Origin of the sequence: Nocardia sp. AB354 (genome assembly GCF_049538315.1) — a bacterium.
Lineage (GTDB): Bacteria > Actinomycetota > Actinomycetes > Mycobacteriales > Mycobacteriaceae > Nocardia > Nocardia nova.
Genome location: NZ_JBMVFU010000034.1, coordinates 22,988 through 45,828, shown reverse-complemented (window position 1 = coordinate 45,828; position 22,841 = coordinate 22,988). Strand labels below are relative to the sequence as shown.

The 22,841-nt window shown below is 66.3% G+C and carries 22 protein-coding genes and 2 pseudogenes; 7 read left to right on the top strand and 17 right to left on the bottom strand.

Annotated features, from left to right (window positions below; all coding sequences use genetic code 11):
• Position 1: 1 nt before the first annotated feature.
• The 8 genes from ACPCUW_RS32385 to ACPCUW_RS32350 all read right to left on the bottom strand — a co-directional run bounded on the left by ACPCUW_RS32385 (position 2) and on the right by ACPCUW_RS32350 (position 9,284).
• Complete coding sequence (locus ACPCUW_RS32385) at positions 2 to 322, bottom strand: 2Fe-2S iron-sulfur cluster-binding protein (protein WP_030517599.1); 321 nt, start codon at positions 320 to 322, stop codon at positions 2 to 4.
• A gap of 10 nt (positions 323 to 332) precedes the next feature.
• Entirely contained in the window at positions 333 to 1,562 is a 1,230-nt protein-coding gene (locus tag ACPCUW_RS32380) for a cytochrome P450 (protein WP_423429039.1), read from the bottom strand.
• 32 nt (positions 1,563 to 1,594) lie between these two features.
• Positions 1,595 to 2,500 carry an SDR family NAD(P)-dependent oxidoreductase gene (locus tag ACPCUW_RS32375; RefSeq protein WP_423429037.1) on the bottom strand — a complete coding sequence of 302 codons (906 nt, stop codon included), beginning with the start codon at positions 2,498 to 2,500 and terminating at the stop codon, positions 1,595 to 1,597.
• A gap of 45 nt (positions 2,501 to 2,545) precedes the next feature.
• Complete coding sequence (locus tag ACPCUW_RS32370) at positions 2,546 to 3,493, bottom strand: SMP-30/gluconolactonase/LRE family protein (RefSeq protein WP_423429035.1); 948 nt, start codon at positions 3,491 to 3,493, stop codon at positions 2,546 to 2,548.
• Between the two features lie 234 nt (positions 3,494 to 3,727).
• A complete protein-coding gene (locus ACPCUW_RS32365; protein ID WP_423429082.1) occupies positions 3,728 to 4,261 on the bottom strand; it encodes a VOC family protein in 534 nt (177 codons plus the stop codon).
• 222 nt (positions 4,262 to 4,483) lie between these two features.
• Positions 4,484 to 5,227 (bottom strand): ABC transporter ATP-binding protein, encoded by a 744-nt coding sequence (locus tag ACPCUW_RS32360; RefSeq protein WP_423429034.1) that lies wholly within the window; start codon positions 5,225 to 5,227, stop codon positions 4,484 to 4,486.
• 2 nt (positions 5,228 to 5,229) lie between these two features.
• Positions 5,230 to 8,001, bottom strand: coding sequence for an ABC transporter permease subunit (locus tag ACPCUW_RS32355; protein WP_423429032.1), 2,772 nt, complete (start codon positions 7,999 to 8,001; stop codon positions 5,230 to 5,232).
• Positions 8,002 to 8,039: 38 nt separating this feature from the next.
• Positions 8,040 to 9,284 (bottom strand): ABC transporter substrate-binding protein, encoded by a 1,245-nt coding sequence (locus ACPCUW_RS32350; RefSeq protein WP_423429031.1) that lies wholly within the window; start codon positions 9,282 to 9,284, stop codon positions 8,040 to 8,042.
• A gap of 294 nt (positions 9,285 to 9,578) precedes the next feature.
• Between ACPCUW_RS32350 and ACPCUW_RS32345 the strand changes: the two genes are divergently transcribed.
• Positions 9,579 to 10,355 carry an IclR family transcriptional regulator gene (locus ACPCUW_RS32345; protein WP_064902536.1) on the top strand — a complete coding sequence of 259 codons (777 nt, stop codon included), beginning with the start codon at positions 9,579 to 9,581 and terminating at the stop codon, positions 10,353 to 10,355.
• Here ACPCUW_RS32345 and ACPCUW_RS32340 read toward each other — a convergent pair.
• Positions 10,320 to 11,036, bottom strand: coding sequence for a PadR family transcriptional regulator (locus ACPCUW_RS32340; RefSeq protein ID WP_063013234.1), 717 nt, complete (start codon positions 11,034 to 11,036; stop codon positions 10,320 to 10,322). The genes ACPCUW_RS32345 and ACPCUW_RS32340 overlap by 36 nt on opposite strands.
• A 104-nt stretch (positions 11,037 to 11,140) precedes the next feature.
• On the opposite strand from ACPCUW_RS32340, the gene ACPCUW_RS32335 reads away from it, so the two are divergent.
• Together ACPCUW_RS32335 and ACPCUW_RS32330 are read left to right on the top strand one after the other, a co-directional pair.
• Positions 11,141 to 11,488: a hypothetical protein gene (locus ACPCUW_RS32335; RefSeq protein WP_423429030.1), complete on the top strand. Its 348-nt coding sequence runs from the start codon at positions 11,141 to 11,143 to the stop codon at positions 11,486 to 11,488.
• Positions 11,481 to 12,170: a Dabb family protein gene (locus ACPCUW_RS32330; RefSeq protein ID WP_423429028.1), complete on the top strand. Its 690-nt coding sequence runs from the start codon at positions 11,481 to 11,483 to the stop codon at positions 12,168 to 12,170. Before ACPCUW_RS32335 ends, ACPCUW_RS32330 begins: the two co-directional genes overlap by 8 nt.
• A 21-nt stretch (positions 12,171 to 12,191) precedes the next feature.
• Here ACPCUW_RS32330 and ACPCUW_RS32325 read toward each other — a convergent pair.
• From ACPCUW_RS32325 to ACPCUW_RS32305, 5 genes and pseudogenes are all read right to left on the bottom strand, one after another.
• Positions 12,192 to 12,297 (bottom strand): annotated as a pseudogene (locus tag ACPCUW_RS32325) (alpha/beta hydrolase); the annotation flags it as partial.
• 79 nt (positions 12,298 to 12,376) lie between these two features.
• Complete coding sequence (locus ACPCUW_RS32320; protein WP_423429026.1) at positions 12,377 to 13,876, bottom strand: FAD-binding protein; 1,500 nt, start codon at positions 13,874 to 13,876, stop codon at positions 12,377 to 12,379.
• A gap of 242 nt (positions 13,877 to 14,118) precedes the next feature.
• Positions 14,119 to 15,093: a LacI family DNA-binding transcriptional regulator gene (locus tag ACPCUW_RS32315; RefSeq protein ID WP_423429024.1), complete on the bottom strand. Its 975-nt coding sequence runs from the start codon at positions 15,091 to 15,093 to the stop codon at positions 14,119 to 14,121.
• A gap of 226 nt (positions 15,094 to 15,319) precedes the next feature.
• Positions 15,320 to 16,102, bottom strand: coding sequence for a hypothetical protein (locus ACPCUW_RS32310; protein ID WP_423429022.1), 783 nt, complete (start codon positions 16,100 to 16,102; stop codon positions 15,320 to 15,322).
• Positions 16,103 to 16,372: 270 nt separating this feature from the next.
• Positions 16,373 to 17,518, bottom strand: a complete 1,146-nt coding sequence (locus tag ACPCUW_RS32305; protein WP_423429020.1) for a hypothetical protein — start codon at positions 17,516 to 17,518, stop codon at positions 16,373 to 16,375.
• Between the two features lie 112 nt (positions 17,519 to 17,630).
• On the opposite strand from ACPCUW_RS32305, the pseudogene ACPCUW_RS32300 reads away from it, so the two are divergent.
• Together ACPCUW_RS32300 and ACPCUW_RS32295 are read left to right on the top strand one after the other, a co-directional pair.
• A pseudogene (locus ACPCUW_RS32300) lies at positions 17,631 to 17,813 on the top strand (recombinase family protein); the annotation flags it as partial.
• A 536-nt stretch (positions 17,814 to 18,349) separates the two neighbouring features.
• Positions 18,350 to 19,150 (top strand): glycoside hydrolase family 19 protein, encoded by an 801-nt coding sequence (locus tag ACPCUW_RS32295; RefSeq protein WP_423429018.1) that lies wholly within the window; start codon positions 18,350 to 18,352, stop codon positions 19,148 to 19,150.
• An 85-nt stretch (positions 19,151 to 19,235) separates the two neighbouring features.
• On the opposite strand, the gene ACPCUW_RS32290 is transcribed toward ACPCUW_RS32295, so the two are convergent.
• Entirely contained in the window at positions 19,236 to 19,853 is a 618-nt protein-coding gene (locus tag ACPCUW_RS32290; protein WP_064907873.1) for a TetR/AcrR family transcriptional regulator, read from the bottom strand.
• 102 nt (positions 19,854 to 19,955) lie between these two features.
• On the opposite strand from ACPCUW_RS32290, the gene ACPCUW_RS32285 reads away from it, so the two are divergent.
• Complete coding sequence (locus ACPCUW_RS32285; RefSeq protein WP_036525741.1) at positions 19,956 to 20,180, top strand: hypothetical protein; 225 nt, start codon at positions 19,956 to 19,958, stop codon at positions 20,178 to 20,180.
• Between the two features lie 211 nt (positions 20,181 to 20,391).
• Here ACPCUW_RS32285 and ACPCUW_RS32280 read toward each other — a convergent pair whose 3' ends face one another.
• Together ACPCUW_RS32280 and ACPCUW_RS32275 are read right to left on the bottom strand one after the other, a co-directional pair.
• Positions 20,392 to 21,513 (bottom strand): epoxide hydrolase family protein, encoded by a 1,122-nt coding sequence (locus tag ACPCUW_RS32280; protein ID WP_423429016.1) that lies wholly within the window; start codon positions 21,511 to 21,513, stop codon positions 20,392 to 20,394.
• Positions 21,514 to 21,619: 106 nt separating this feature from the next.
• A complete protein-coding gene (locus tag ACPCUW_RS32275) occupies positions 21,620 to 22,054 on the bottom strand; it encodes a MarR family winged helix-turn-helix transcriptional regulator (protein WP_063018605.1) in 435 nt (144 codons plus the stop codon).
• A gap of 148 nt (positions 22,055 to 22,202) precedes the next feature.
• Between ACPCUW_RS32275 and ACPCUW_RS32270 the strand changes: the two genes are divergently transcribed.
• On the top strand, positions 22,203 to 22,838 hold the full coding sequence (locus ACPCUW_RS32270) for an MBL fold metallo-hydrolase (RefSeq protein ID WP_423429015.1): 636 nt from the start codon (positions 22,203 to 22,205) through the stop codon (positions 22,836 to 22,838).
• Positions 22,839 to 22,841 lie beyond the last annotated feature (3 nt).

Below are 22,841 nucleotides of genomic sequence, written 5' to 3'. Positions count from 1 at the left end.
GTCAGACCTGCTCGTCGGGAATGGTTACGTGCAGATCGACACCGTCGGACAACGTGAGCTGGCACGACAGCCGCGAGTTGTCCTCGCGATCGGAGGCCGTGCAGTCCAGCATCTCGTCCTCGTCCTCGGACGGATCGGCGAAGTACCCCAATTCGCCCGGCTCGAGATACACGTGGCAGGTCGCGCACGACAAGGTTCCGCCGCATTGGCCGACGATGCCGTTCACGCCGTTCTTGACCGCGGTCGACATCACCGAATCACCGACGGCGCCGTCGACGACACGCACCTGGCCGTCGGGCTGGGTGTAGAACACTTTGGGCATCGGCACGCTCCTACCAGGTGACCGGCAGATCGACGATCGGCTGGGTAAGGTTGTCGTTGTCGACGACCGCATCACCGTGCAGTGTCAACCCGGGCAGCCGCTTGAACAGCTCGGCCAGCCCGACCTGCATCTCCATCCGGGCCAGGGGCGCGCCCAGGCAGTGGTGCAGCCCGTAGCTCAGCGTCAGATGCGGGTTGTTGCTGCGCCGGATATCGAAGACGTCGTCGTGTTCGAGGGCCACACCGTCGTGCGCCACCGCCGCCGGGTCGACCATCACGGCCTCACCGCGAGCGACCAGCTGACCGTCGATTTCCACATCCTCGGTGGCGACGAACGGCACGAGTCCGCCACCACCGGCGACCTTGTCCCCCAACGCCATTCGACCGTGGCGCAGAATCTCCTCGACGGCGGTCGGCGCCATGCCGTCCGGATCCTGCAGGAACAACTCGAGCTGGTCGGGGTTGCGCAGCAGCGACAGCACACCGGCGCAGATGAAATTCGCGGTGTTGTCGAATCCGCCGATGATGAGCACCAGCGCGATCGGCAGAATCTCGCCGTCGGTGAGGCTGTCGTCCTTGTCGCGGGCATTGGCCAGATCGCTGAGCAGATCCTCGCGCGGGCTCTTCCGCCGTTCCTCGATCAGCGCCATCATGTACACGACCAGTTCGGTCATGTTGGCGACGACTTCTTCCTCCGGCATATTCGCCACCGCGAGAGTCGCCGAACTCCATTTCTGGAATTTCGGACGGTCCTCCGGCGGTACCCCGAGCAGGTTGGCCAGCATCTGGATCGGCAAGGCGACGGCATAGTCGTGGACCAGGTTGCTGGGCGCACCCTTGGCGACCATCTCGTCGATGAGATGGTTGGCGAACTCGACGGCCGAATCCCGCATCGCCTTCACTCGCTTGGGCGAGATCGAGCGCTGGACGAGTTTGCGCAGTTTGGTGTGATGCGGCGGGTCCTCGAATTGCAGTGTCGTCCTGAGGAAGTCGGGGAATTCCACGAAGTAGGGCACCACCCGTTCGCCGGTGCGGAACGGTTCACGTACGAACCGCCCGTCACCGAGCATCTCGCGGGCGGCGGCGTTGCGGTGGATGACCCACACGTCGCCGCCGAAGGGCATCGTCATCTTCGTCATCGGCCGCTCCGCGGCGATAGCCCGGTAACGATCGACGGCGTCCTTCGGCGGCACCGGCTCGAAGGGGTATTCGGTCGGGGTGACCGTTTCTGTCGTACTCATGAGCAAACTCCAGTCGGGGCTGTCGAAGGTGGTCAGGACACCGGCATCTGCGCCGGCGCGACGACCTGCGGCAAGGCATCGGGGGTGATCGCCATGACCTGGTCGAACCGCTCCGCGACGCTCTCGACCGTCAGGCCTGGGTCATGGATGCCGACGGTGTTGACCAGTGCCAGCCGGTTCACGATGCCGCCGGCCACGTTGAACACCTCACCGGTGACATCGCAGCTGGGGTGCAGCAGGTAGGCCACCACCGGTGCGATGTGCTCGGGCAGCAGCGAGGTGCGCATGTACTCCATGATTTCCGGCGACAAGGTGTCGGCGGCGGCTTCGGCCATGCGGGTACCCGCCCCGGGAGCGACGGCGTTCACTTTGATGCCCTTGTCCAGCCCTTCGAGGGCGAGGTTGCGGGTCAGGCTGAACACCGCGCCCTTGGAGCCGCCGTAGTGCGACATCCCCGGATTGCCCAGCATCGCTTGCGAAATGGTGTTGACGATACGCGGCGATTCGGCCCGCAGCAGATGCGGCCACGCCGCCCGGCATACACGCAGAGTGCCGAAGTAGTGGACGTCGAGGTGGCGTTGATATTCCTCGTCGGGCACCTCGTCGAACGGCGCGGTGCGGACGATGCCGGCATTGTTCACCACGCTGGTAAGCCCGCCGAAAGAGGAGACCGCCGCGTCGACGAGGGCGCGGGCGCCGTCCTCGGTGGACACGTCCGCAGCGCACGCCACCGCTCTGCCGCCGGCGGCGGTGATCTCGTCGACGACCTGCGCGGCCGGATCGTCACCGTCCACGCCGGAACCGTCGATGCTCGCACCGAGGTCGCCGACCACGACCGAGGCGCCGCGCGAGGCGAGCAGCAGCGCATGGGCGCGCCCGATGCCCCGGCCCGCGCCGGTCACGATGACGACGCGATCGCTGAAATCCAGTGTTGCCATTATCTTTTCCTCGAGCTCTGTGAATTCGGTGGGCTTCGGACGGGATCAGGGACGGGTGTCGCCGCCGTGCTGCGGCACGTCCGCCACCCAGATGCCACCGAGTGCTTCCCGGGCGGACTTCTCGAAATCGAAGACCTCGTAACCGGCGGTCAGGTACAGGGTGCTGCGATCGGGACCGCCGAGCAGGCAGGCGGAGGCGATGCCGTTCTCCAGCGGCAGCGAGACGGCGTCGGTGATGCCCTGATCGGTGAAGCGCGCGACATATCCGCCGCCGGGCATGGCCGCCCAGACCCCGCCCTCGGCGTCGAGGCCGATCCCGTCCGGCATGAACGGGCAGGTGGCGAACTCTCGCGGATTCGACAGGGTGCCGTCGGCGGCGCGATCCATCACGGTGATCTTGAAGGCCATCACCTCGGCGGTGTAGACCCGGGTCCCGTCGGCGCTGACGGCAATCCCGTTGGCGCACAACAGCGGACCGACCTTCTCGGGAGTGCCGACGGTGCCGTCCGGTTCCACCACGATCAGAGGTGACGGAACGGGATCCTCGCCCTTGAACAGATCGAAGCCGAGCTGGGTGATGTAGGCGCGCCCGTCGGCGTCGACCACCATGTCGTTGGCCGCGGCCGAGCAGTGCTCGGAGATGTCGGCGTACACCGACAGGTCCTCGGGCCCGCCCCCGCCGTGGATCAGCACCAGCTTCTCGTGCATGGACACCACGATCAGCCGCCCGTCCGGCAACCAGCCGAATCCGCCCAGCACGATCGGCACGTCGGTCTTCGCCGCCCGTGCGTTCGCGTCGACGACGACGGTGGCGTTGCCTGCCGCGTCGAGGGTCTTCAACGTTCCGGTGTACATGTCCGAGAACCAGAAGGTGTCCTCGTGCCAGCGGGGGCACTCCGGCCAGGAGTATCCGGTCGAGATCCTGCGGGCCTCGTAGGTCGGGGCTTTCGCCGCCGCGACGGCGGCGGCGACGGTGTCGACGGGATTGGTCATTGTGAGGCCCTCCAGCAACGGTGATAGGGACGGAAAGTAGGTGCAGCCGTGGCATTCTCGGCTCCACAGCCCACGTGAGCCACGACTACCGCAGGGTGCGAAGGCGGTGGCCCGAGAGGCCCGGTGCACCCGGTTCACGGCGGTGAACTGGGTCACAAGCACGTGGCATGACAGGACGATAGGTTTCCGCGATCGGCGTCAGCCGACGCCCTCCCATTCAGCGGGAGAGGTCTGTCAGAACCCGTCCGCGTACCGTGCCGCGATGCGCTCCCACACGGTCGGATCGGTGCGGGGACCGCCCGGAGTGGACGCGCCGTAACGCTCGATCTCGGCGGCGAGATCGAGCGGAGCGGTCGGCGGAGTACCCGGCATCAGGGCCTGCTCGACACATTCGTCGGGCACCAGCCAGCACACCTCGAATTCGATCCCGTCGGGATCGCGCCCGTAGAGGGCCTTGGTGGAGCCGTGGTCGCCGGTGCCGGTCAAAGCCCTTGCCGCGGCGAGACGTTTGTGCAGTGCCGCGAGTTCGGCCAGGGTGTCCACCTCCCACGCCACGTGATAGAGGCCGACAGCGCCGGATACCGGCGTCGCGCGCTCACGGGCCTGGAACAGACCGAGATCGTGATCGTTGGCCGAGTCCGCGTGGCGCAGAAAGGCAGCGCCGGGAAATGCTCCGGGAAGCCGGCGGAACCCGAGTACACCCTCGTAGAAGTCCAGGCTGCGCTGTAGATCCGACACGTACAGGACGACGTGGTTGATCCCGCGCAATACCCGGCCCTCCTCGACGACAACGCCACCGGCGCACACCGGGTGACAACGGTAGTACCGAAATCCTTCCTCGAACCTACCGGCGAACACGGATCCCGTCCCGTGGAGCGGAACAGTCGGGGTCGACCGATCCGCATCGCGACAGGTGTTTCGGCCGGCCACTGCGGCGACACCGATTTGCCCGGTCCGCACCGGTGCCGGCCGCGCATGGCGAGCTCGGGGTCAGGAGACCGCCGTCGCGGCCGAATCCTCGGCTGCCTCACCGAGATACGCCCGCTCGATTCGGCGTGGATCGGCACGCAGCGCTTCGGCGGTATCGGAATCCGCGACCGTGCCGTGCACCAGGATCGCGGCTCGGTCGGCGATTCCCAGCGCCAGGTGCACATGCTGCTCGACCAGTAGCACGCTCATGCCGTCGTCGGCGAGTGCACGCAGCACATCCAGGATTTCGCGGACGATGACCGGGGCCAGTCCCATACTGAGTTCGTCGATGAGAAGGACCTTGGGGCGCTGCAGAATCGCCCGGCCGATGGCCAGCATCTGCTGCTCCCCGCCCGACAGTCGCCCGGCGTTGACCGACAGCCGCTTCTCCAGGGCCGGGAAGTACTGCAGCACTTCGGGGATCGCCGTCCGGCGCCGGGCGCGCTCTGCCACGGCGAGACGCAGGTTCTGCCGGGTGCTCAACTGCCGGAACAAGGCCCGGTCGTCGGGCACCAGCACGACTCCGGCACGCACTGCGGCTCGTGGGCGTCCGCTCACGATGTCGGCGCCCTCGACCCGGATCTCACCGCCGGCCCGAGGCAGCAGTCCGGACAAGGTCGAGAGCAACGTGGTCTTGCCCGCCCCGTTCGGCCCCAGCAGGCAGGTGATCTCCCCGGCGTGCAGATCCAGGTCCACACCGCGCAGGCACGGTCGCTGCTTGATGTAGCCGGCACTGAGGTCGCGACATTCCAGCACTGTTGTCATGGCTATGCCTCCTGCGTGGTCAGAGCGCCGGACTGCAATTCGGGCACTGCTTCGGAAGCCACTTCGACGGTGTCGGACGAGACGCCGAGGTAGGCGCGCAGCACCTCGGTATTCGTCCGGATCGATTCCGGTGGCCCACTGGCGATCACCGTGCCCAGGTCGAGCACGATCACCCGATCGCAGATGGTGAGTACCAGCTCCATATCGTGATCCACCAGCAGAATCGCGGTCCCGCTGTCGCGCACGGAACGCAACTTCTCACCGAGCCAACGGCTTTCGTTGTTGTCCAGTCCCGCGGCGGGTTCATCGAGCAGCGCCACCGCGGGGGCCGCGGCCAGCACGCGGGCCACCGAGACCAGTTGCCGTTGTCCCTGCGACAGCGAGGCCGCCGCGGCATCGGCCATGTCCCCGAGTCCGAGGACAGCCAGTGTGCGCGAAACCAACTGGGCAACCGGAAGTTTCGACTGTGATCGGGCGGCGCCGACCCGGACGTTCTCCGCGACGGTGAGATCGTCGTAGAGTTCCACATCCTGGAAGCTGCGGCCCAGTCCCGATCGTGCGCGGACATGAGGCGGTGCACCGGCGATGGCGGTGCCGTCCAGGGTGATAGCACCACTCGCCGAGGCAAATCCGGTGACGGCATCGATCAGCGTGGTCTTGCCGGCGCCGTTGGGCCCGATCAGGCCGACGATCTCACCCGGGAACACCTCGAAGGTGACATTCGATACCGCGGCCACCGCACCGTAGGACACACTGACGCCGTCGACCGACAGCAGCGGAATGTCGGCGTCGCGCGGCGTCACGGCATCGGTCACCTCCACCCCGCCGGACGAGGTGCGATCGCCGCGGCGCGGCGCAGGCCACCGAACCCGCGGCAGGCGACTGGCGATGCCGTCGGGATTGGTCATCACCGTGATGATGAGCAGAATTCCACTCAGTACGGCGTAGTAGTCACCGATGTGCAGGAAGCGGTCGACCAGCAGGTAGACCACACCCCCCGGAGCCATGAGACCGGCCAGGATCGCGCCCGTGATCGAGGTGACGCCGGCGACGTACATGATGGCGAACAGCCCGATGCCGGCGAACACCGCGAACGGCTCCGGCGTGGCAAGAGTCTGTTGATAGCCGAGCAGAGCACCCGACAACCCGGCGATGAAAGCGCCGATCGCGAAGGTGATCAGTTTGGTGCGCGACACATCGATGCCCGCGGCCGCCGCCGAACGTTCGTTGACGCGCACGGCGAGCATGTCGGTACCGAGGCTGCTGCGGCGCAACCAGGCGACACCGAGTCCGACCATCGTCAGTACCGCCAGGCACAACACACCGAACGCGATGCGCGGATAGGCATGTCCCGCACCGATTCCGAGGTCGATGCCGAACAGCCGGGGGTTGTCGATCGGCGCACCGGCGACACCGCCGTTGAGGTCGGAATTGCGGAACCAGAACGCTTCGACGAAGACCGCGAGCGCCAGCGTGACCACGGTGAGCGGCAGGCCACGCACCCGCAGCGCCGGCAGGCCGACCACCACGCCGACGAGGGTCGCGAACAGGGCGGACAGGATCGGCGCGAACGGAAACGGGATCCCCAGGTGCTGGTTCAGCACGCTCAACGCATAGGCCGAAACACCCGCGAGGGTGAGCTGGGCCAGCGAGATCTGACCGGCATATCCGGTGACCACGACCTGCGACAGGGCGAGCACGCCGAAGATGATGCTGCTGACGACGGCGGCCCGGTAGCTGCCGGATGTCGCGGTCAGCGCCACGACGGCGACCACCAGCGACAGCATTGCGGGGATCGCTATGTGATCGGGTCGCGGGGCGCGTCCGAGGGCCTTGCGCACCACGCTGCCGCGGTCGGGCAGCGGCCGTCCCTTCACGACCAGGAATCCCAGAATCAGCAGCAGCGAAATCGCTTCGGCCGTACCGGACTTCGGCATCCAGCTGTAGAGGTCCTGCAGATTCGTGGCCTCCGCCTGCAGGGCGCCGATCGCGATGCCCGCGGCCACGGTCAGCCAGATGGAACTGAAATTGCCCACCAGGGTGGCCGCCAGTGCCGGCACGATGAACATGGAATAAGCGACCGGATTCAGCGCCACCAGCGGCGCGATGAGAATGCCGCCGAGGCCCGCGACCACCGAGGACAGCGCCCAGTTGCTGAACGCGATCCGGTCCGGGGACAGCCCGGTCAGGTAGGCGCCCTTCTCCGATTCGGCGGCCGCCTCGGTCGCGACACCGAAGCGGGTGAAGCGGAACACGAGCGTCGCGACGATCGCGATGCCGATGATCGAGGCCGCGAGCCAGATCCGGTCGGTGGGCACGGTTCGGTCCCCGATCCGGAAGGTGTCGAGCGCGAAAATCGGCTGGACGGCAACGAGTCCGGTGCCGACCCGCTGCGCGATCAGCGCCTGGATCACGATCATCAACCCGATAGATGCCACCGCCTTCGCCACCACCGACGCGGTCCGCATCGGCCGGAACACCAGCGCGTAGCAGAGCACGCCGAGGACGGCGGCGAAGACCAGAGAGATCGCCATGGCCGGGGCGACACCCAGTGGCCCACCGAGATGGATGGACTTGGGCAGCCCCGGTATCGGAACCAGCAACTCCCCCTTGCGGAGCAAGGCGTAGGTGTAGGCGGTGTACAGCGCGACCGTGCCGGTCGCGAAGTTCACCACACCGGAACTCTTGAACGTCATCACGAGCGCGAGTCCGATGGCCGCGTACACGGCCCCGTTTCCTAGGCCGAGCACGAGGTAGGAAAGATGGTCTGTCATGGCGATCTCTCTGGCCGAATCCCGTTGTTACCCTTGACCTATCCGGTCACTTCGAGGTCCACCGGGACACCCTTGTCGTTGATCTTGCCGATCAGCATCTGATGCGAGCAGATCGACGGCATCTGCGGCACGGCGGTGCCGTTGCAGGTGAACGTGATCCCGCCGCCGGCCGGCATCTCGACGTTCTGGGCCGTCTTCAACGCCTGCTTGATGCCCGCCGCATCGGCCTGGCCCTGCAGATTCTTCGTGGCCCCGACCAGCGCCATGACGAGCTGGTAGCCGGAGGACGCGGCGCCGGTGACGTTCAGATCCTTCGCGTACCGCTGCAGCACGGAGCGGTAGAGCACCGAATCCGGGCGATCGGACAGATAGTCGGTGGCGGTGATGCCGATGCTGCCCTTGACCGTGTCCATCCCGATGATGTTGGTGACCGAGGGATCGAGGCACGTCGGGATGTAGACCTTCTGCACGTTCGGATCGGCGGTCTGGATCGCTTTGTACACCGAGGTGCAGGTTCCGGCATCGGCGATGACGCTGACACCGTCCGGCTTGGCGGACAGTCCGGAGGTGACCAGCGGAGTCGGGTCCGGCACGCCGAGGGCGATCGGCACCACCTTCAGGTCGACGCCGGCCCCCTGGAAGATCGGAGCGCCCATCGCGTTGATCATGGCGCCGATACCGCCGCCGTCACTGGCGAAGATGGTGAACGTCTTCATGTTCTGTTTCTTGGCCGCCTGCGCCATCGCGGTGATCGTGCCGGGCAACCCGGCCGACAGCGACGATGATTCCGGCGAGGCCAGCTCCACCTGCGACACACCGTTGAGGGTGACGTAGGGGATCCCCGCCCCCGCGACGATCGGCACGATGGCCGGACCCTGCGAGGTTCCCGGCGACAGGACGGCCGCCACCTTCTGTTCGACCAACTCGTTGGCGCACTTGGTCGCCGAGGTCGGTTCCTCCTGCTGCTTGCACACGACCAGGTCGATCGGATGCCCGGCCAACCCACCGGCGTTCTTGTTCACATACTGGACCGCGGCCTCGGCCCCCTGACGCATTTCCGGAATCGAGACGACCGCGCCGCCCTCGGTGGAGACGAACCCGATCTTCACCGGTGTACCGGAGGCCGGGTTGTCCGGCAGCGATGTGGTCGAGGCACCGGCGATCGCGCTGTTGTTCGAGGTGTCGTCGCTGCTACATGCACTCGCGCCCAAAGCCCCTATCAGGGCCAATGCGCTGAATCCGGCAAGTGTTCGCCGGTGGCGAGCAAGTCCGCCAAGTTTCATGATCCGAGATCTCCTTCTGCGAGGAGGAGCCACGCCGAGTGTTCGTCGGCACACCGGGCTCCTCGCATGATGTGCATCACATATCGATGTCAGCGGCGATTATGTGCGGATCGGACACCCGGTCGCGGACGGCGGTTCCCGTTCACCGGGACAACGGTTCGCAGAAATTTCGGCACACCTGCCACGACGGCAGCAAACTCCGTGACCCGCTTCACAGATCAGCGTCGATGTGCCAGTATTTTCTAATCGAAATAGGCACGTCAGATCGTCGCCGTGGTCAACGAGGAGCACAGCATGACCGTTACGCAGGAGATTCACGCGGCCGAGGCGAACACCCCCAGCAATATCCTCGACCGGTTGACTCTCGTCCTCGACGCCTTCGACGGACACGAAAGTCTCGGTCTGACCGAGATCGTGTCCCGGACCGGACTGCCTCGCTCGTCGGCGCACCGGATGCTCGATCGGCTCGTCCGCCTGCGCTGGTTGCAGCGCCAGGGCCGCAGCTACAGCCTGGGGATCAGGCTCGTCGAGCTCGGCTCGCTGGCCGTCCACCAAGATCGGGTGCACGCCGCGGCGCGCGAACACCTGCATCACCTGTACCGCGCCACCGGCATGGTGGTGCATCTCGCGGTGCTCGACGGCGCCGATGTGGTGTACCTGGACAAGATCGGCGGCCGGCTGGCCGCGCAGGTTCCGACGCGCATCGGCGGCCGCCTGCCCGCCGCCCGCACGGCATTGGGCAAGGCTTTGCTGGCATACGACAACCACGCCGAACCGGGCGGCGAGGTGGTCCGGCAGCTGGGTTATGCCGTCGAACGAAACGGCGCACCGACCGGGTTCGGCTGTATCGCCGCTCCGATCGGGGAGGTGGGCGAGGCCAGGACCGCAGTGTCCATCTGCGGTCCGCTCAACAAGATGTCGTTCGACAGCCGCATGACCACGCCGGTGCAGCTCACGGCCGCCGCCATCGTGCGCAGCCTCAACGCCGGCCGGTTCGTGACTCCGACGTTGCAGCGCAGGAACATCTTGCGATCGCTACCGACCGCGCCCTCCGTTCTCGCCGAAGGCTGACTGGTCGGTTCCGGTCTCCGCGTCCGGATCGTCAGCGCCCACAGCACGCCAACTTCCGGGATGACGCGGCACCGGAAGTCCGAATTCGTCGGTGACGACCGAGGAGCGATAATGCTCGGCCGCGGCATCGATATCCGCGAGTAGCTGCTCGGCCAGCTCGATCTCGGCTTCGAAATAGCGCTGCGACCATCGCAAACTCATCTGCGTGAACGACCATCCAGGCTCCGGATCCGACCGGTCGGCGTGCCGTCCCGCTCGCCGCGCGCGCTCGCGAAGGTTGTCGATATGGGTCCTGACGATGCGCTTCAACTGCTCCGGATCGTGCAGATGACCCATCCAAAGGCGAAGCATCACCCCATGTTTGAGCACCGGCATGTCCACGTCGGCATCGCGCGACCAGTTACGCAGCGCGCGCAGCCCGTCCTCGGTGATGCGATACAGCCGCCGGTTGCGCACGCCCTCGTCCGCGACCAGTCGGGACTGCACCAGCGACAGGTCCTCGAGCTTCTTCAGTTCGCCGTAGATCTGGCTTACCGACGGACTCCAATAGAAGAATCCGATACTCCAGTCGGCCCATTTCTTCAATTCGTTGCCGGTCAATTCCTCACCGAATGACAACATCCCCAATACTGCCCAGCTGGTGGCGGGCAAGTTGGGGAAAGAATCGACGTCAGCACCCATAATCGCCGAGCTTACAAGGCATTCCGGACCCCTTGCCCCCGGCCGCTCCCGGCTGACGGGAACGAGATCACCCACTCGGCGGCGCACCACTTACGTTGAACACCATGAGCGACAGCACCATCTACATCATCGACCGGATAGTGCTCAAACCCGGCCACGCGCGCGCTTTCATCGACGCGTATTTGAGCGAATACGCCCCCGGCGCGCGGGAACGCGGTCTGACCTTGGACCGCGTCCTGGTCAGCCCGCCGGCCTGGATCGATGCGGAGAGCAATATCGTCACCGCGACCTGGACCGTCGAGGGCCCGCAGCAGTGGTGGGCCGCGGCAGTGAAGGGACGCCACGATCCGGTGTACGCCCAATGGTGGCAGTCGGTATCCCCCATGATCGTCGAACGGTCCCGGTCCATGGCCGCCGCGGCCGATGCCGTAGAAGGGCTGTGCCATGTATAAGGTGACCCGACTACTCCATCTGGACGACACCGCGGACAGGGCGGCGGTACTACGCACCATCACCGCCGCGGCCGATTCGATTCCCGCTCGGTACACCCTCGTCGCGCCCACACTGCCCGGAGCACGCAACGGCGGGGACCTTCTCGTCCACCTGCAATTCGAGTCGGAATCGGAATGGTCGCGCTGGCGGGCACCGATCGACGCGGCGACCTCCGGCGGCTCCATTCACCACGTCGATGCCGCCGAATATCGCGGTGGATCGCCCGGGCAGGACCGGGCGGGACGCCGCAACTCGTCGAGCCCGGCCTCGGTCTATCGGACGTTGCTGTTACGCGTGGACGATTCCGCTTCGCCCGCGGAACTCGGGCGGTTCGAACACGCGATGCTGCAGATGCCCGTACATCTGCCGGGAATCCGGGCGTGGCAGCTCAGTCGCGTCGCTCACGCTTCCGGAACGTCGGCCTGGACCCATGTCTGGGAGCAGGAGTTCGCCGATCTCGACACGCTGCTCGGGCCCTATATGAATCATCCGGTGCACTGGGGACATGTGGACCGGTGGTTCGATCCGGAGTGCCCCGAGCAGCTCGTCAAAGACCGTGTGTGTCACAGTTTCTGTGCGATGTCGGCGCCGGTCATCACCGACACGACGCCGGCGGCACTGTCAGCGGCGGAGGAACGCTAGAACCGCCGCTTCCCACGCTTCCTACTGCTCGATCATCACCCAGTGCCCGCAGTTGGGGAAGATGTGGATATCTCCGTTGGGGCAGCATGCGTATCGGAAGCAAGGCCATGTCCACCGGGCTCGCACGGCTTTAGCCCGCTTTCCCGGTGAGCGGCACACTCCCCGGCACGGCCCGATCCCCTCCGGCACCGTCGGGGAGGCCGGCCTCAACTGGTCATCGGGCTCCGCGAGTGAGACGAATCCGCTTCTCTGCCGGCCGAGAACGCTGCATGCCGACCGGCCCGGCGGCCGAAATACGACCCCGCACCCAGCTGTGTACCGCTGGCGTACCCCTTGCCGTCTTGAGCCAGCGTGGAGGCACAGGCGCCGGCTGCGTACAGACCCGCAACGGTGGTCCCGTCCGGGCGCTCGACCTGTCCGTCGACGGTCGTCCGTAGTCCGCCGAGGGTGAATCCGGCATAGGACGCCACGCCCAGCGACAGGTTGAATGCCGCCCAGGGACCGCGGTCCTGCGCCTCCAGATACTCGGGTCGCTTGCCGAATTCCGGGTCGGAGTGCTCGGCCGCGTGCGCGTTGTAGGCATCCAGCGTCCGCTGCAGATTGCCCGGTGGAATGCCGAGCGCGGTCTCCATCTCGCCGACCGTCTCCCACCCGTCGATGAACGGCACCAGTTCGAAATCCCGCTTCGCCAAGTGCGATTCGTCCAGGATGAGGAATGCCTTCGCATCCGGCTGTTCCAAGACGAATCCGGCGGTGCGGGCGTGATAGGAGTCTTCGGCGACGAACCGCTCCCCCTGCGCGTTGACGATGATTCCGGTGAGGTGCCGGGCAGGCGGGTACACCGGCGCCGTCACGAAACACTGGTCCATATGCGCGGTGGCAGCCCCAACCGACATACCCATCCGGATACCGAGGCCGTCGTCGAACGACGAGCCGAGCGGATACGGTTTCTCCGCGAGCTGCGGCACGTATTGCCGCACCATATCGGGATTCATGACGAAACCCCCGGCGGCGAGAACCACCGCACGCGCCTTCACGGCCCCGGATTCCGCGAACCGTTTCCAGCGCACCCCGACCACGGCTCCACTCTCATCGCAGATCAGCTGCTGTGCTCCGGTTTCGTACCGGATCTCGACACCGAGTTGCTCGAGCCGCTGCACCAGCAGACCGGTCACGAGCGCCGCTCCACCCGTGTCACCGGCCACGGGCACTTTGTGGCCGCGCGGCGCGGGGACAGCCAGTTCGCAGAAGGGCCATACCTTTTCGTTGCCGGTGTACATCAAGCCTTGGGTCCCCGGCTGAATGACGGCCTTCTCGGGATAGAAGCTCCGCTCGAAGCGAAAGCCCAGACCTTCCAGCCACTCGAAATGCGCCACACTGTCGACGCAGTAATCGTGGATCTTGCGCACATCGGGTTCCCGCGAAACGGCCGTGAGGTATTTCTCCATTTCCACCGCGGAGTCGGTGTGTCCGGTGGCGGTCTGCACCGCGGTGCCGCCGCCGAGATAGAAATGGCCGCCGGCCATCGCCGATGTACCACCGCCGGCCGCAGCCCGCTCGAGCACCAGTACGTTGGCGCCGTGTGCCGCGGCCTCCGCCGCCGCGCATCCCCCCGCGATGCCCAATCCGACGACGATCACATCCGCGTGCCCGGTCCAGTCCTCGACGTCGGCCGCGGGAACGACTGCAGGAATTTCTGTTCGCATATCCGGTAAGAGTGGCTGAGCCCGTACCCGCGGCGCATCGCATTTCCCGCCGAGCGGAATACGGCCGGGGAAGTGTGCCCGGATAACACAGCAGCCACCCTTCACGAAACATGCCTAACTATCTCGTGTTAGTACGGCTGGGCTTCAATGTCGGTAGCAACGCCCCGGTCTACGCTCCGGGTTCGGGACGTTCTATGTGGATTTGCGCCGATTACACTGCAGCACAACGCGATTAGCGGTGACTAGCTGGACTCGCGACGGATCATCGTCATGATCGGCAACGCCGGCTCCGGCGCCGCGGCGAGTTCACCGGCGGCGTGCAATGCGAGGTCGGCGGTGTATCGAGCCACCCCTGCCGCGTCCATCCGCACACTCGATAGCGAAGGTACGAACACAGCCGCCAGTCGGGTGTCGTCGTGACCGATCACCGCCAAGGGTGCCGGGACACCGATACCAGCCCGCATCGCAGCACCGACAACGATCGCCGCCACGGTGTCGTTGTAGGCCACGACACCGGTGACACCGCTGTCACGCCAGGCCAGGACACTCGTTACGGCCGACGCCTCTCCCGTGCCGACTTCACGAACGTCGAGCGGTTCGAGCCCCAAACGCTGGGCTGCCCCCTGCGCGGCTGCCACTCGCGCGGCGACGAGATCTGCGAGTCTCTCGTCACGGCCGGTGGCATAGGCCAGCCGCCGATGCCCCAGGGAATAGAGGTGCTCCACCTGCAACCCCACCCCCGCGACAGCCGCCTCCGAGCGCCCTACCGTTCCGATGACAACTCGGCGGACCCCGCTGGCCCGCAACGAATCCTGTTCTTCCGCATCGAAATCGGCCAGACCGATCACCACGTCGGGGGTGACCGACTCCCAGAGCGGCCGGGAGCGATCCGCCGCCCGGCGGGTGTAGGTGATCAGCGAATAGCCGGCTCGATCCAGCGCACAAGCCATTTCGTCGACATACTCCGCCATACTGTCTTCGACCGGCCAGTCGGGCAGCACCAACAGCACCAGGCGACTACTGCCACGGCGCAATGTCTGCGCCGCTCGGTTGGGCCGGTATCCGAGCCGCTCGGCTTCGGCCAGCACCCGCTGCCTGGTTTTCTCCGGAATCGTCTGCCCGGGAGTGCTGTTGAGGACGAACCCGACAGTCGCGCGCGACAGTCCGAGTGAACGGGCAACATCGGTCGCGGTCACACGCTGCTTCGCAGACGGCATCCGCATCACCTCCCGGACCGGTTCGGCGAACGGGTATTCACCGAATCGCCGGATCATACGCTAGCACGTGCGAGGAGCGCGTCCAGCTCGTCGTGCCGGCTCTCTCGCGCCACCACACCGCCATGCGACAACACCACGACGAAGGTCCGTATCAGCGCGTGTTGCTCAGTTCCGGACTCGATGGTTTCCCACTATCCGGACGACAACTCGGCGCTCCGCATCACTGCTACCAGTCCTGCCAAGGCACGATCGAATGCACCGGCGCGGCGAACAGCACCTCCTCGGCCTCTGGACAGGGGGCACCACGGCCCGCCGCGTCCCATTCCCGCTCGTGCTCGGCAAGTTCGCTCGACACCGTCCCGGGATCGCCGTCCAGATACAACAGGCGAATCCGCAACGCACCGCTGGAATACTCTCGCCGTGCCTCCCCGAGCGGCAGTGTCGGATGCGTCTGCACCGAATGCAGGGCGAACGACCACGCGCCCGCCACCCCGGGACACCCCAGCAGATCGGGGATCCGCACCCGATCCTGCCAGCGAAACTGCTCGTGCGCGGGCACACCGTGCGGGTCGGCCAGATATGTGAGGGTGACGTGCAGCCCGCGGTTCGGCCGGAACGGCAGCGCGTCGGCCGACACCAGAACCCGTGGTGCCACATAGCCTTTCACCGGAGTGAAGAACGCCAGCAGGGACCGCCGGATCCCCGGCAGAATCGGGCCCCGCCCCCACTGGAAGGAGTCTTCACCCAGCTTGGTCCATTCGGCGATACTCTGCTCGTACGGCGGCCGGAACCAATACATGGCCATATAGTCGGTACCGGCCAGCTCCCCCGCGGAAGTCCCGAGCTCTGCGCCGCGGTCTCGGCGGCGGGCCCAGCGATCGCCCCACGCGACCCCTGGTAGCAGCAAATTCTCCGGCCGGTGATCCAGCTGATGCCATTCGTTGTATTCCCGATGCCTGTCGGGATCGGTCAGTTCGATGAACGAGAAGAATGCCCGCTCCGAGAACACTTGCCCACCTCCGAGATGTCGATTTCGGTCACTCGCGACCACGCAACGCTAGGAGCTCGGCGCCCGCAGATCGTCGAGCCATTCCATCCATCGGGAAAGCCGTGCCGCCGGCGCGGCGAACCGAAGCGACGTCTCTTCGTTCCGCTCACCGGGAGAAGACACGCAGTCCCGACGCCTGATCGCGACCCAGGCTTGGTGCTACAGACATTGTTACCGCGGCGCAGGGGCTACTTCACCGCTCGTGGGCGTCCTGATCAACTCTGCGGCACATCAACTGTGGCCGGAATTCGCACTGCGGCCACCAGCCCCGCTTCGGATGCCGGACCACGTCTCGTTGATGTCGTCGCGCGCCCATTCGACGATGTCACCGTCGGCGCGGACGTCACCGGTGAGCCAGAACGCTTCGTCGGGTGCCCATCCCGCGATCACCGACGCCGCGTCACCGTCGACATCGATAGCGATGCCCGCAGCCGCGAGATAGCCGGCGACGGTGAGGTGCACTCCCCCGTACTCCTCGGCTACGGCATGCCAGTCGGGCAGAACCCACCGTCCGTCGCGGCCCGTGGTGCGGTACCAGTCGTGGCGTTTCTGCGCCGTGACCTCGAGCGGGAACCGCTGACACAGATGCGCCCAGGCGGCAGCGCCGTCGATTTCGAACGTATCGATGTCTGCCGGGATGATCTGTCGCCGAGCCCAGGCACGATTCTCACCCGCGGAGTCTTCGACGAACCACAGGGACGCGGGCGAACCGTCATCGAGTGTCCGCGTGGAGCACGGAACACCGAGCGGCGACGACCACCACACGCCGGAGTAGGCGGCTGTCGGATCGGTGGGGCGTTCTCGCGCCGCGCGTTTCTCCTCCGCAACGACCCGGTCCAGCCATGTGGTGAGCACTTTCCCGACCGAAGGAACGCTGTCGCGTCGCTTGCCCCATCTCAGGGACCACTGCTCGTCGCGAACAACGCCGGTGGTCCACCACCGAGCGTGCTCCGACGCACTGAGGTGTCCGGCGACGCGTCGCAGTTCTGGAAGCATCGGGTCCGTCATGGCGAGAACATCTTCACCTTCGGGCTCCTGCCAGTACCGGGCGGAATCAGTGGTCGCCGCGAGCGCGGTATGCAGGTCCTTTTTCGTCACATCCGGCAGCGGCACGTCCGCCAGCAGTCGCGCCACGTGTTCGGGGGCGACGCGCGGGAGGGGCTGGTCGGCGCCGGGTCCGTAGATGACGCATGCGACTCCGCTTCCCGCGTCGAGTTGGTGAGCGGCGTAGAACACTCCGGAGCAGAAGGAGTCGTGCGTGTGTTCGACGCGCGCACGCTCGTCGGCGATGCGCGCGTACTCGAGGAGAAGACGACGACCACGTGGGCCCGCCAGCAGTGCCTCGGTGAGCGTCGCCGGAGTTTCCCCTGCCATCATGAATCCAGTAGATCACTACCGCTGCGGCGACTTCGATCGAACGGCGGTTCCGACGCGCCTATCTGGATCGACGCAGGTTGAGCCTTGTTGCGCCACTTGATGATTGACGATTCGAACGGTGGTTCGACTGCGTGAACGCGAGGTGCGTTTCGGGCTCGGCAGCCGGATCAACGACGGGAACGATCCGTTCGGCAATCTCTTCCTGCAAACGCTGGCGATGGTCGCCGAATTCGAAGCCAACCTCGGCCACTTACGCACCCGCGAAGACATGGCCGAGGCGCGAGCGAAGGGCCGACCAGGCCGGCGAAATATGCCCCCGTCCGGCCTCGTGACGCTCGAACACGTAACGGCTTTCGTGATGTGAACGTGATCTGGAATACAGAACCGCAAACTGTGAGCGGCGACATAGTTTAGGAAACTCCCCCCGGTCAGACGCCTGAAAATGTGGTAACCAACCATCGCGCGGCTCCGCTTCCGACGTCTCGTCGTTGTCGGAGTGATGCCGGAGCGTTATCGTATGGATATACGTTCGGCTACCTGGTCCGAATGTGCCTTGCGAATCGTAATTCGCACCTCCCAATTGAAACCGCCGCCAAATTCTAGCCGCGCCTTCGGCGTGAGAAACCGGTCGGCGGACTGATCGCGGTAGGACGCGCGCCCGACTCCGGTCGAGGCGCGGCACAGCGCAGCGCCCGCAGCATCGCGACAGTTCGGTCGTTCCGGGTCAGGCCATCCCCACAGCACTCCGTGCAGAGGCGAGTTCATCCGGACCCGCCCGGCTGCTCGCTGCCCGCTGTGTGCCCGAACAGTCGAGAACAGGAATCAGACCGCATGTCCGCAACATCCACACGCCGCAGATCCATGACCTCGATCGTCCGCACCGCCGGTGCCGTGTCGCTGGCCGCCACCGCGGCAGCGACCATCATCGCCACGGCCGGCGGTGGCCAGTCGTCCACAGCACAGGCGATCGATATCAAGGCGCTCGCGACTACCGTCGCCGCAGCCGGCGCGCCCGGAGCAGCTCAGGCACCCGGCCCGGCCCCTCAGCCCGCCGCGGCCCCGGCCCTTCAGCCCGTCGCGGCCCCGGCCCCTCCGCCGATCGCGGCCCCCGCGGCGCTGCCCGGCGCCGATCAGGCGAATGTCACCACCTGGCTACCGGAGATCAATAGCGCGATGCAGTCGGCCGGAATCGACACACCGCAGCGCGCCGCCGCTTTCCTCGCCCAGGTCGGACAGGAGACCGCCGGTTTCGCCACGTTGACCGAGTACAGCGACGGTAGCGACTACAACGGGCGGGCAGATCTCGGCAACACCCAACCGGGCGACGGCCCCCGGTACAAAGGGCGCGGTGGCCTCCAACTCACCGGACGCAACAACTACGAACGCGCAAGCCAGGCGCTCGGTGTCGACTTCGTCAATCACCCTGAGCTTGTGGCGGATCCGAAGTACGCGTTCGCCACGGCCGCGTGGTACTGGAACACCCACAACCTCAACTCCGCCGCCGACAACGCGCACCCCCAGGACCCCGCGAGCATCGATCCCGTCTCGCGCATCATCAACGGCGGTTCCAACGGAAGAGACGTCCGGCGTGAACACTTCATCCAGGCATGCCAAATCCTGAAATGCCCGTAAGCCGCGCAGGCTCGCCGCTGATCGGAATGTCTCGCTCGGTGATCCGGAAACGGGTTGCGCAGTGCGCACCAGGGGTCGCGGGCGCCTATCCCGACCACTGCCGCGTAACCGAGGCGTCGTCGGACACGTGTAGCGCCAGCTCGGCCGCCACCGTTTCGCCGATCGCCGTACGCCGGGCCGACCGTCGGGCAGCGTCGGGCTCCGTGGCGGTGGCCAGGCGATCCAGGGTAGGCAACGCATGCCAGCTGTAACACAGCGACAGAATCGTCAGAAGTAGTTCTCTCGCAGCGGATTCCGGGAGCTCCGGCACGGCGTCGCGGATACTTCGAAGCTTGCCCAGCATGCTCTCGCGCCGCTCGGATTCGGCCACCGGTGCCCCCAGTTCCAGACTCTCCCAGAACAGCAGGCGCGCCAATGCGGGCTTGTCGCAGAGGTGATCGAAGAACCGCTCGGCATAACCGATCACCGCAGCGGTTCCCTCCCCTTCGACCTGAACCGCCTCACCGAGTTCGCCGATTTCCCGGGCGATCACGATGGCGAAGAGCTGATCCTTGGTGCCGAAATACTTGTAGATCCGCTCCTTGTTGACCCCCGCAGCGGCCGCGATGCGGTCCACGCGCGCACCTGCCAGCCCGCGCTCACCGAATTCCGCCACCGCGGCGTCCAGCAGCAATCGTCGGGTGCGTTCGGTGTCCCAGGCCATGCGGCCAGATTAGCAAATTTTCCAACTAAACAGTTGCAGAATTTCTCCCGACGGTGTCTACTCACATCTACAACCATCTAGTTGGAGTCTTGAGGAGTCACTGTGAGCACCACTGTTCCCGCCCCATCCGTGCACGTCCGCGCCGCCGTCACCTGGCTCGCGATCTTCCCTATGGTCGCCCTCGGAATGACCGCGATGGCACCGTTCACGGCCGGCTGGCATCCCGTGCTGCGCGCACTCGTACTCACCGCGTTCGTGGTTCCGGCCGCGGTGTACGTCGTCGTCCCCCGTCTGCTCGGCGTCCTCGCCCGACATGTTCACCGGTGACGCGCGGGCATGTGCGGAATGGCGCCGATGTCCCGGCTCACCCCGGCAAGGGCCGCACACCAGCGAGAGGCACGCAATGCGTGAATTCGACACTCCCGACGCCATTTTCACCGTCATCGACGTGAGAGGGCACGCGTGGGTCCGGATTCTCGCGGCGGCGCTCCTGAGATGCTGGCGGGCTGGGCCGGCCGCAGTCGGTTGGGGCAGAGCGTCAGCGGAAGAGTCGGAAGAAGCCGCGCACCTGCTCGACCAGCGACTTCGGCTGCTCCAGCGCGGCGAAGTGGCCACCTCGCGGCAGTTCCTCGAACCAGCGCAGGTCGGTGAACCGCAGCTCGGCCTCCCGCCGCGACGGGCGGGTTAGGTCGCGCGGGTAGACCGATAACCCGGACGGCGCGGTGACTTTGTCGCGAAAAGCGGCGAAGCTCTCCCAATACAGGCGGGCCGACGACGTGGCCGACGCGGTGAACCAGTAAACCGAGATCTCATCGAGGATCTGCTGGCGCGACAACGCGTCCTCGGGATGACCATTGTTGTCCGTCCAGGCCCAGAACTTCTCTGCGATCCACGTGGCCTGGCCCGCCGGGGAGTCGGTGAGGCCGTAGCCGAGCGTCTGCGGCCGCGTCGCCTGAATCGCCGAGTACCCCCGACCGGTGCGTCGGAACTCCTTGGCGGCCTTCAGGTTCGCCAGCTCCGCGGGCGTCGGATCGTCGAACGTGCCCGCCGCCACGGACCCCATGTTCAGGTGCACGCCGGCGACCCGCTCGGGCGCCACCTCGCCCAGCGCGCCGGACACCGCCGAACCCCAATCACCGCCCTGCGCGCCGTACCGCTCGTAACCCAGCGAGACCATCAACGTGTCCCAGGCCCGCGCGATGCGATCGACGCCCCACCCGGTCGTCGACGGCTTGTCACTCCAGCCGTATCCGGGCAACGACGGCGCGACGACGTGGAACGCGTCCGCCGGGTCCGCACCGTGCGCGCGCGGGTCGGTCAGCGGGCCCAGGATCTCCAGGAATTCGAGCACCGAACCCGGCCACCCGTGCGTGAGCACCAGCGGGAACGCATCCGGCTCCGGCGAGCGGACGTGCAGGAAGTGGATGCCCAGCCCGTCGATCGTGTCGCGATACTGCGGGAACACGTTCAGCCGCTCGGCGAACCCGAAGTCGTAGTCCTCGGCCCAGCTACGGCACAGCTCCTGCGCATAAGACAGCGGCAAACCCTGCGACCAGTCGTCCACCGGCTCGGCCTCGGGCCACCGCGTCCTTCGCAATCGTTCACGCAAATCCGCGATCTCGGCTTCGGTGATTCCGACTTCGAACGGCTCGGCGGTCACTGGGGCTCCCTTCCTCGGCAAGACTTGTCGGATCTCTTTCGCATTGCCGCCCCAGGCCGCGGCAAGCGTCCGGCGGATCGAAGCTCGAAATGATGCGCCGGATAGTTCACCTACGGTCGCCCTCGTACGCGGACAGTCGGTCCAAGAGCTGAGGGACGGCGCTGAGCTGCGCGCGCTCGTCTGCGCTCAGGAGAGCATCGATGGCCTCGGCGACCCATTCGCGCCTGGCCTCCCGATCTCGGTCGAGGGCAGCGCGTCCCTGCTCGGTGAGGGTCACGAGGAAGCCGCGGCGGTCCCGGGGATCGTCCCGTCGGGCGACATACCCCCTGGCCTGCAGATCCGCTACCGCCCGGCTCTGACTCTGGTGGCGTACCCCACGCCACTGGGCAAGGGACGCCGTCGAGGCATCACCTTCACGATCGAGCAGGCCCATGGTCTCCGCGAGAGGTGGCGGCAGAGTGTCGGCATGCGCGCGAGTCGCACGCACGAACCTGCCGATGGAGACCCGCAGCCGCTCCGCCAAGTGATCTCGGTCCGCCACAGATCAACTATACAGCCCCGCTGTATTTGACCCACTGCACCGAAGGCCGCAGCAACAGCAACACGGGCAAGTACACGACGCTCGACATATACAGCAAACCTGTATACTTTGAATCGTGCGACAACGCCCGAGCAGGAACGGAACCACCATGCAACTGACGAAATACGCCCACGCCTGCGTCGCCCTGGAGAAGGACGGATCCAGAATCGTGCTGGACCCCGGCACGTTCACCCCCGACGCGAAGGCCGCCGTCACGGGGGCCACAGCAGTGCTCATCACCCACGAGCACTTCGACCATTTCGACGACAGCCTGCTGGCAGCCGCCCTGGACGACGATCCGGAACTGCGGATCTTCGGACCGCGCGCGGTGCTGGACAAGCTCGGCAGCCACGGCGGGCGGGTGCAAATCCTCACCACCGGGGACGACCTGAGCGTCGGCGGCTTCACCGTCGGTGTCCACGGCGACCGCCACGCCACGATTCACGCCGACATCCCCTGCGTCGACAATCTCGGCTACCTCATCGACGAGACGCTGTTCCACCCCGGCGACGCCTACTTCGTACCCGAGGTGCCCCTCGACACCCTGTTACTGCCCACGAGCGGGCCCTGGACCAAACTGGGCGAGGCGGCCGACTACCTGCGCGCGGTCAAGCCTCGCCGGGTAATCCAGATCCACGAGCTCATGCTCAGCGAACTCGGCCAAACCTCCACCCGAACCCTCCTGGCCGGCCTGACCGGCACCGAAATCACGGTCCTACCCCCTGGCCAGAGCATCGATCTGTGAAAG

Excerpts from the sequence above, each read along its gene's own strand:
- ACPCUW_RS32385 (WP_030517599.1), bottom strand. The coding sequence starts at position 322 with ATGCCCAAAGTGTTCTACACCCAGCCCGACGGCCAGGTGCGTGTCGTC.
- ACPCUW_RS32380 (WP_423429039.1), bottom strand. The coding sequence starts at position 1,562 with ATGAGTACGACAGAAACGGTCACCCCGACCGAATACCCCTTCGAGCCG.
- ACPCUW_RS32375 (WP_423429037.1), bottom strand. The coding sequence starts at position 2,500 with ATGGCAACACTGGATTTCAGCGATCGCGTCGTCATCGTGACCGGCGCG.
- ACPCUW_RS32370 (WP_423429035.1), bottom strand. The coding sequence starts at position 3,493 with ATGACCAATCCCGTCGACACCGTCGCCGCCGCCGTCGCGGCGGCGAAA.
- ACPCUW_RS32360 (WP_423429034.1), bottom strand. The coding sequence starts at position 5,227 with ATGACAACAGTGCTGGAATGTCGCGACCTCAGTGCCGGCTACATCAAG.
- ACPCUW_RS32355 (WP_423429032.1), bottom strand. The coding sequence starts at position 8,001 with ATGACAGACCATCTTTCCTACCTCGTGCTCGGCCTAGGAAACGGGGCC.
- ACPCUW_RS32350 (WP_423429031.1), bottom strand. The coding sequence starts at position 9,284 with ATGAAACTTGGCGGACTTGCTCGCCACCGGCGAACACTTGCCGGATTC.
- ACPCUW_RS32345 (WP_064902536.1), top strand. The coding sequence starts at position 9,579 with ATGACCGTTACGCAGGAGATTCACGCGGCCGAGGCGAACACCCCCAGC.
- ACPCUW_RS32340 (WP_063013234.1), bottom strand. The coding sequence starts at position 11,036 with ATGGGTGCTGACGTCGATTCTTTCCCCAACTTGCCCGCCACCAGCTGG.
- ACPCUW_RS32335 (WP_423429030.1), top strand. The coding sequence starts at position 11,141 with ATGAGCGACAGCACCATCTACATCATCGACCGGATAGTGCTCAAACCC.
- ACPCUW_RS32330 (WP_423429028.1), top strand. The coding sequence starts at position 11,481 with ATGTATAAGGTGACCCGACTACTCCATCTGGACGACACCGCGGACAGG.
- ACPCUW_RS32320 (WP_423429026.1), bottom strand. The coding sequence starts at position 13,876 with ATGCGAACAGAAATTCCTGCAGTCGTTCCCGCGGCCGACGTCGAGGAC.
- ACPCUW_RS32315 (WP_423429024.1), bottom strand. The coding sequence starts at position 15,093 with ATGCCGTCTGCGAAGCAGCGTGTGACCGCGACCGATGTTGCCCGTTCA.
- ACPCUW_RS32305 (WP_423429020.1), bottom strand. The coding sequence starts at position 17,518 with ATGATGGCAGGGGAAACTCCGGCGACGCTCACCGAGGCACTGCTGGCG.
- ACPCUW_RS32295 (WP_423429018.1), top strand. The coding sequence starts at position 18,350 with ATGTCCGCAACATCCACACGCCGCAGATCCATGACCTCGATCGTCCGC.
- ACPCUW_RS32290 (WP_064907873.1), bottom strand. The coding sequence starts at position 19,853 with ATGGCCTGGGACACCGAACGCACCCGACGATTGCTGCTGGACGCCGCG.
- ACPCUW_RS32270 (WP_423429015.1), top strand. The coding sequence starts at position 22,203 with ATGCAACTGACGAAATACGCCCACGCCTGCGTCGCCCTGGAGAAGGAC.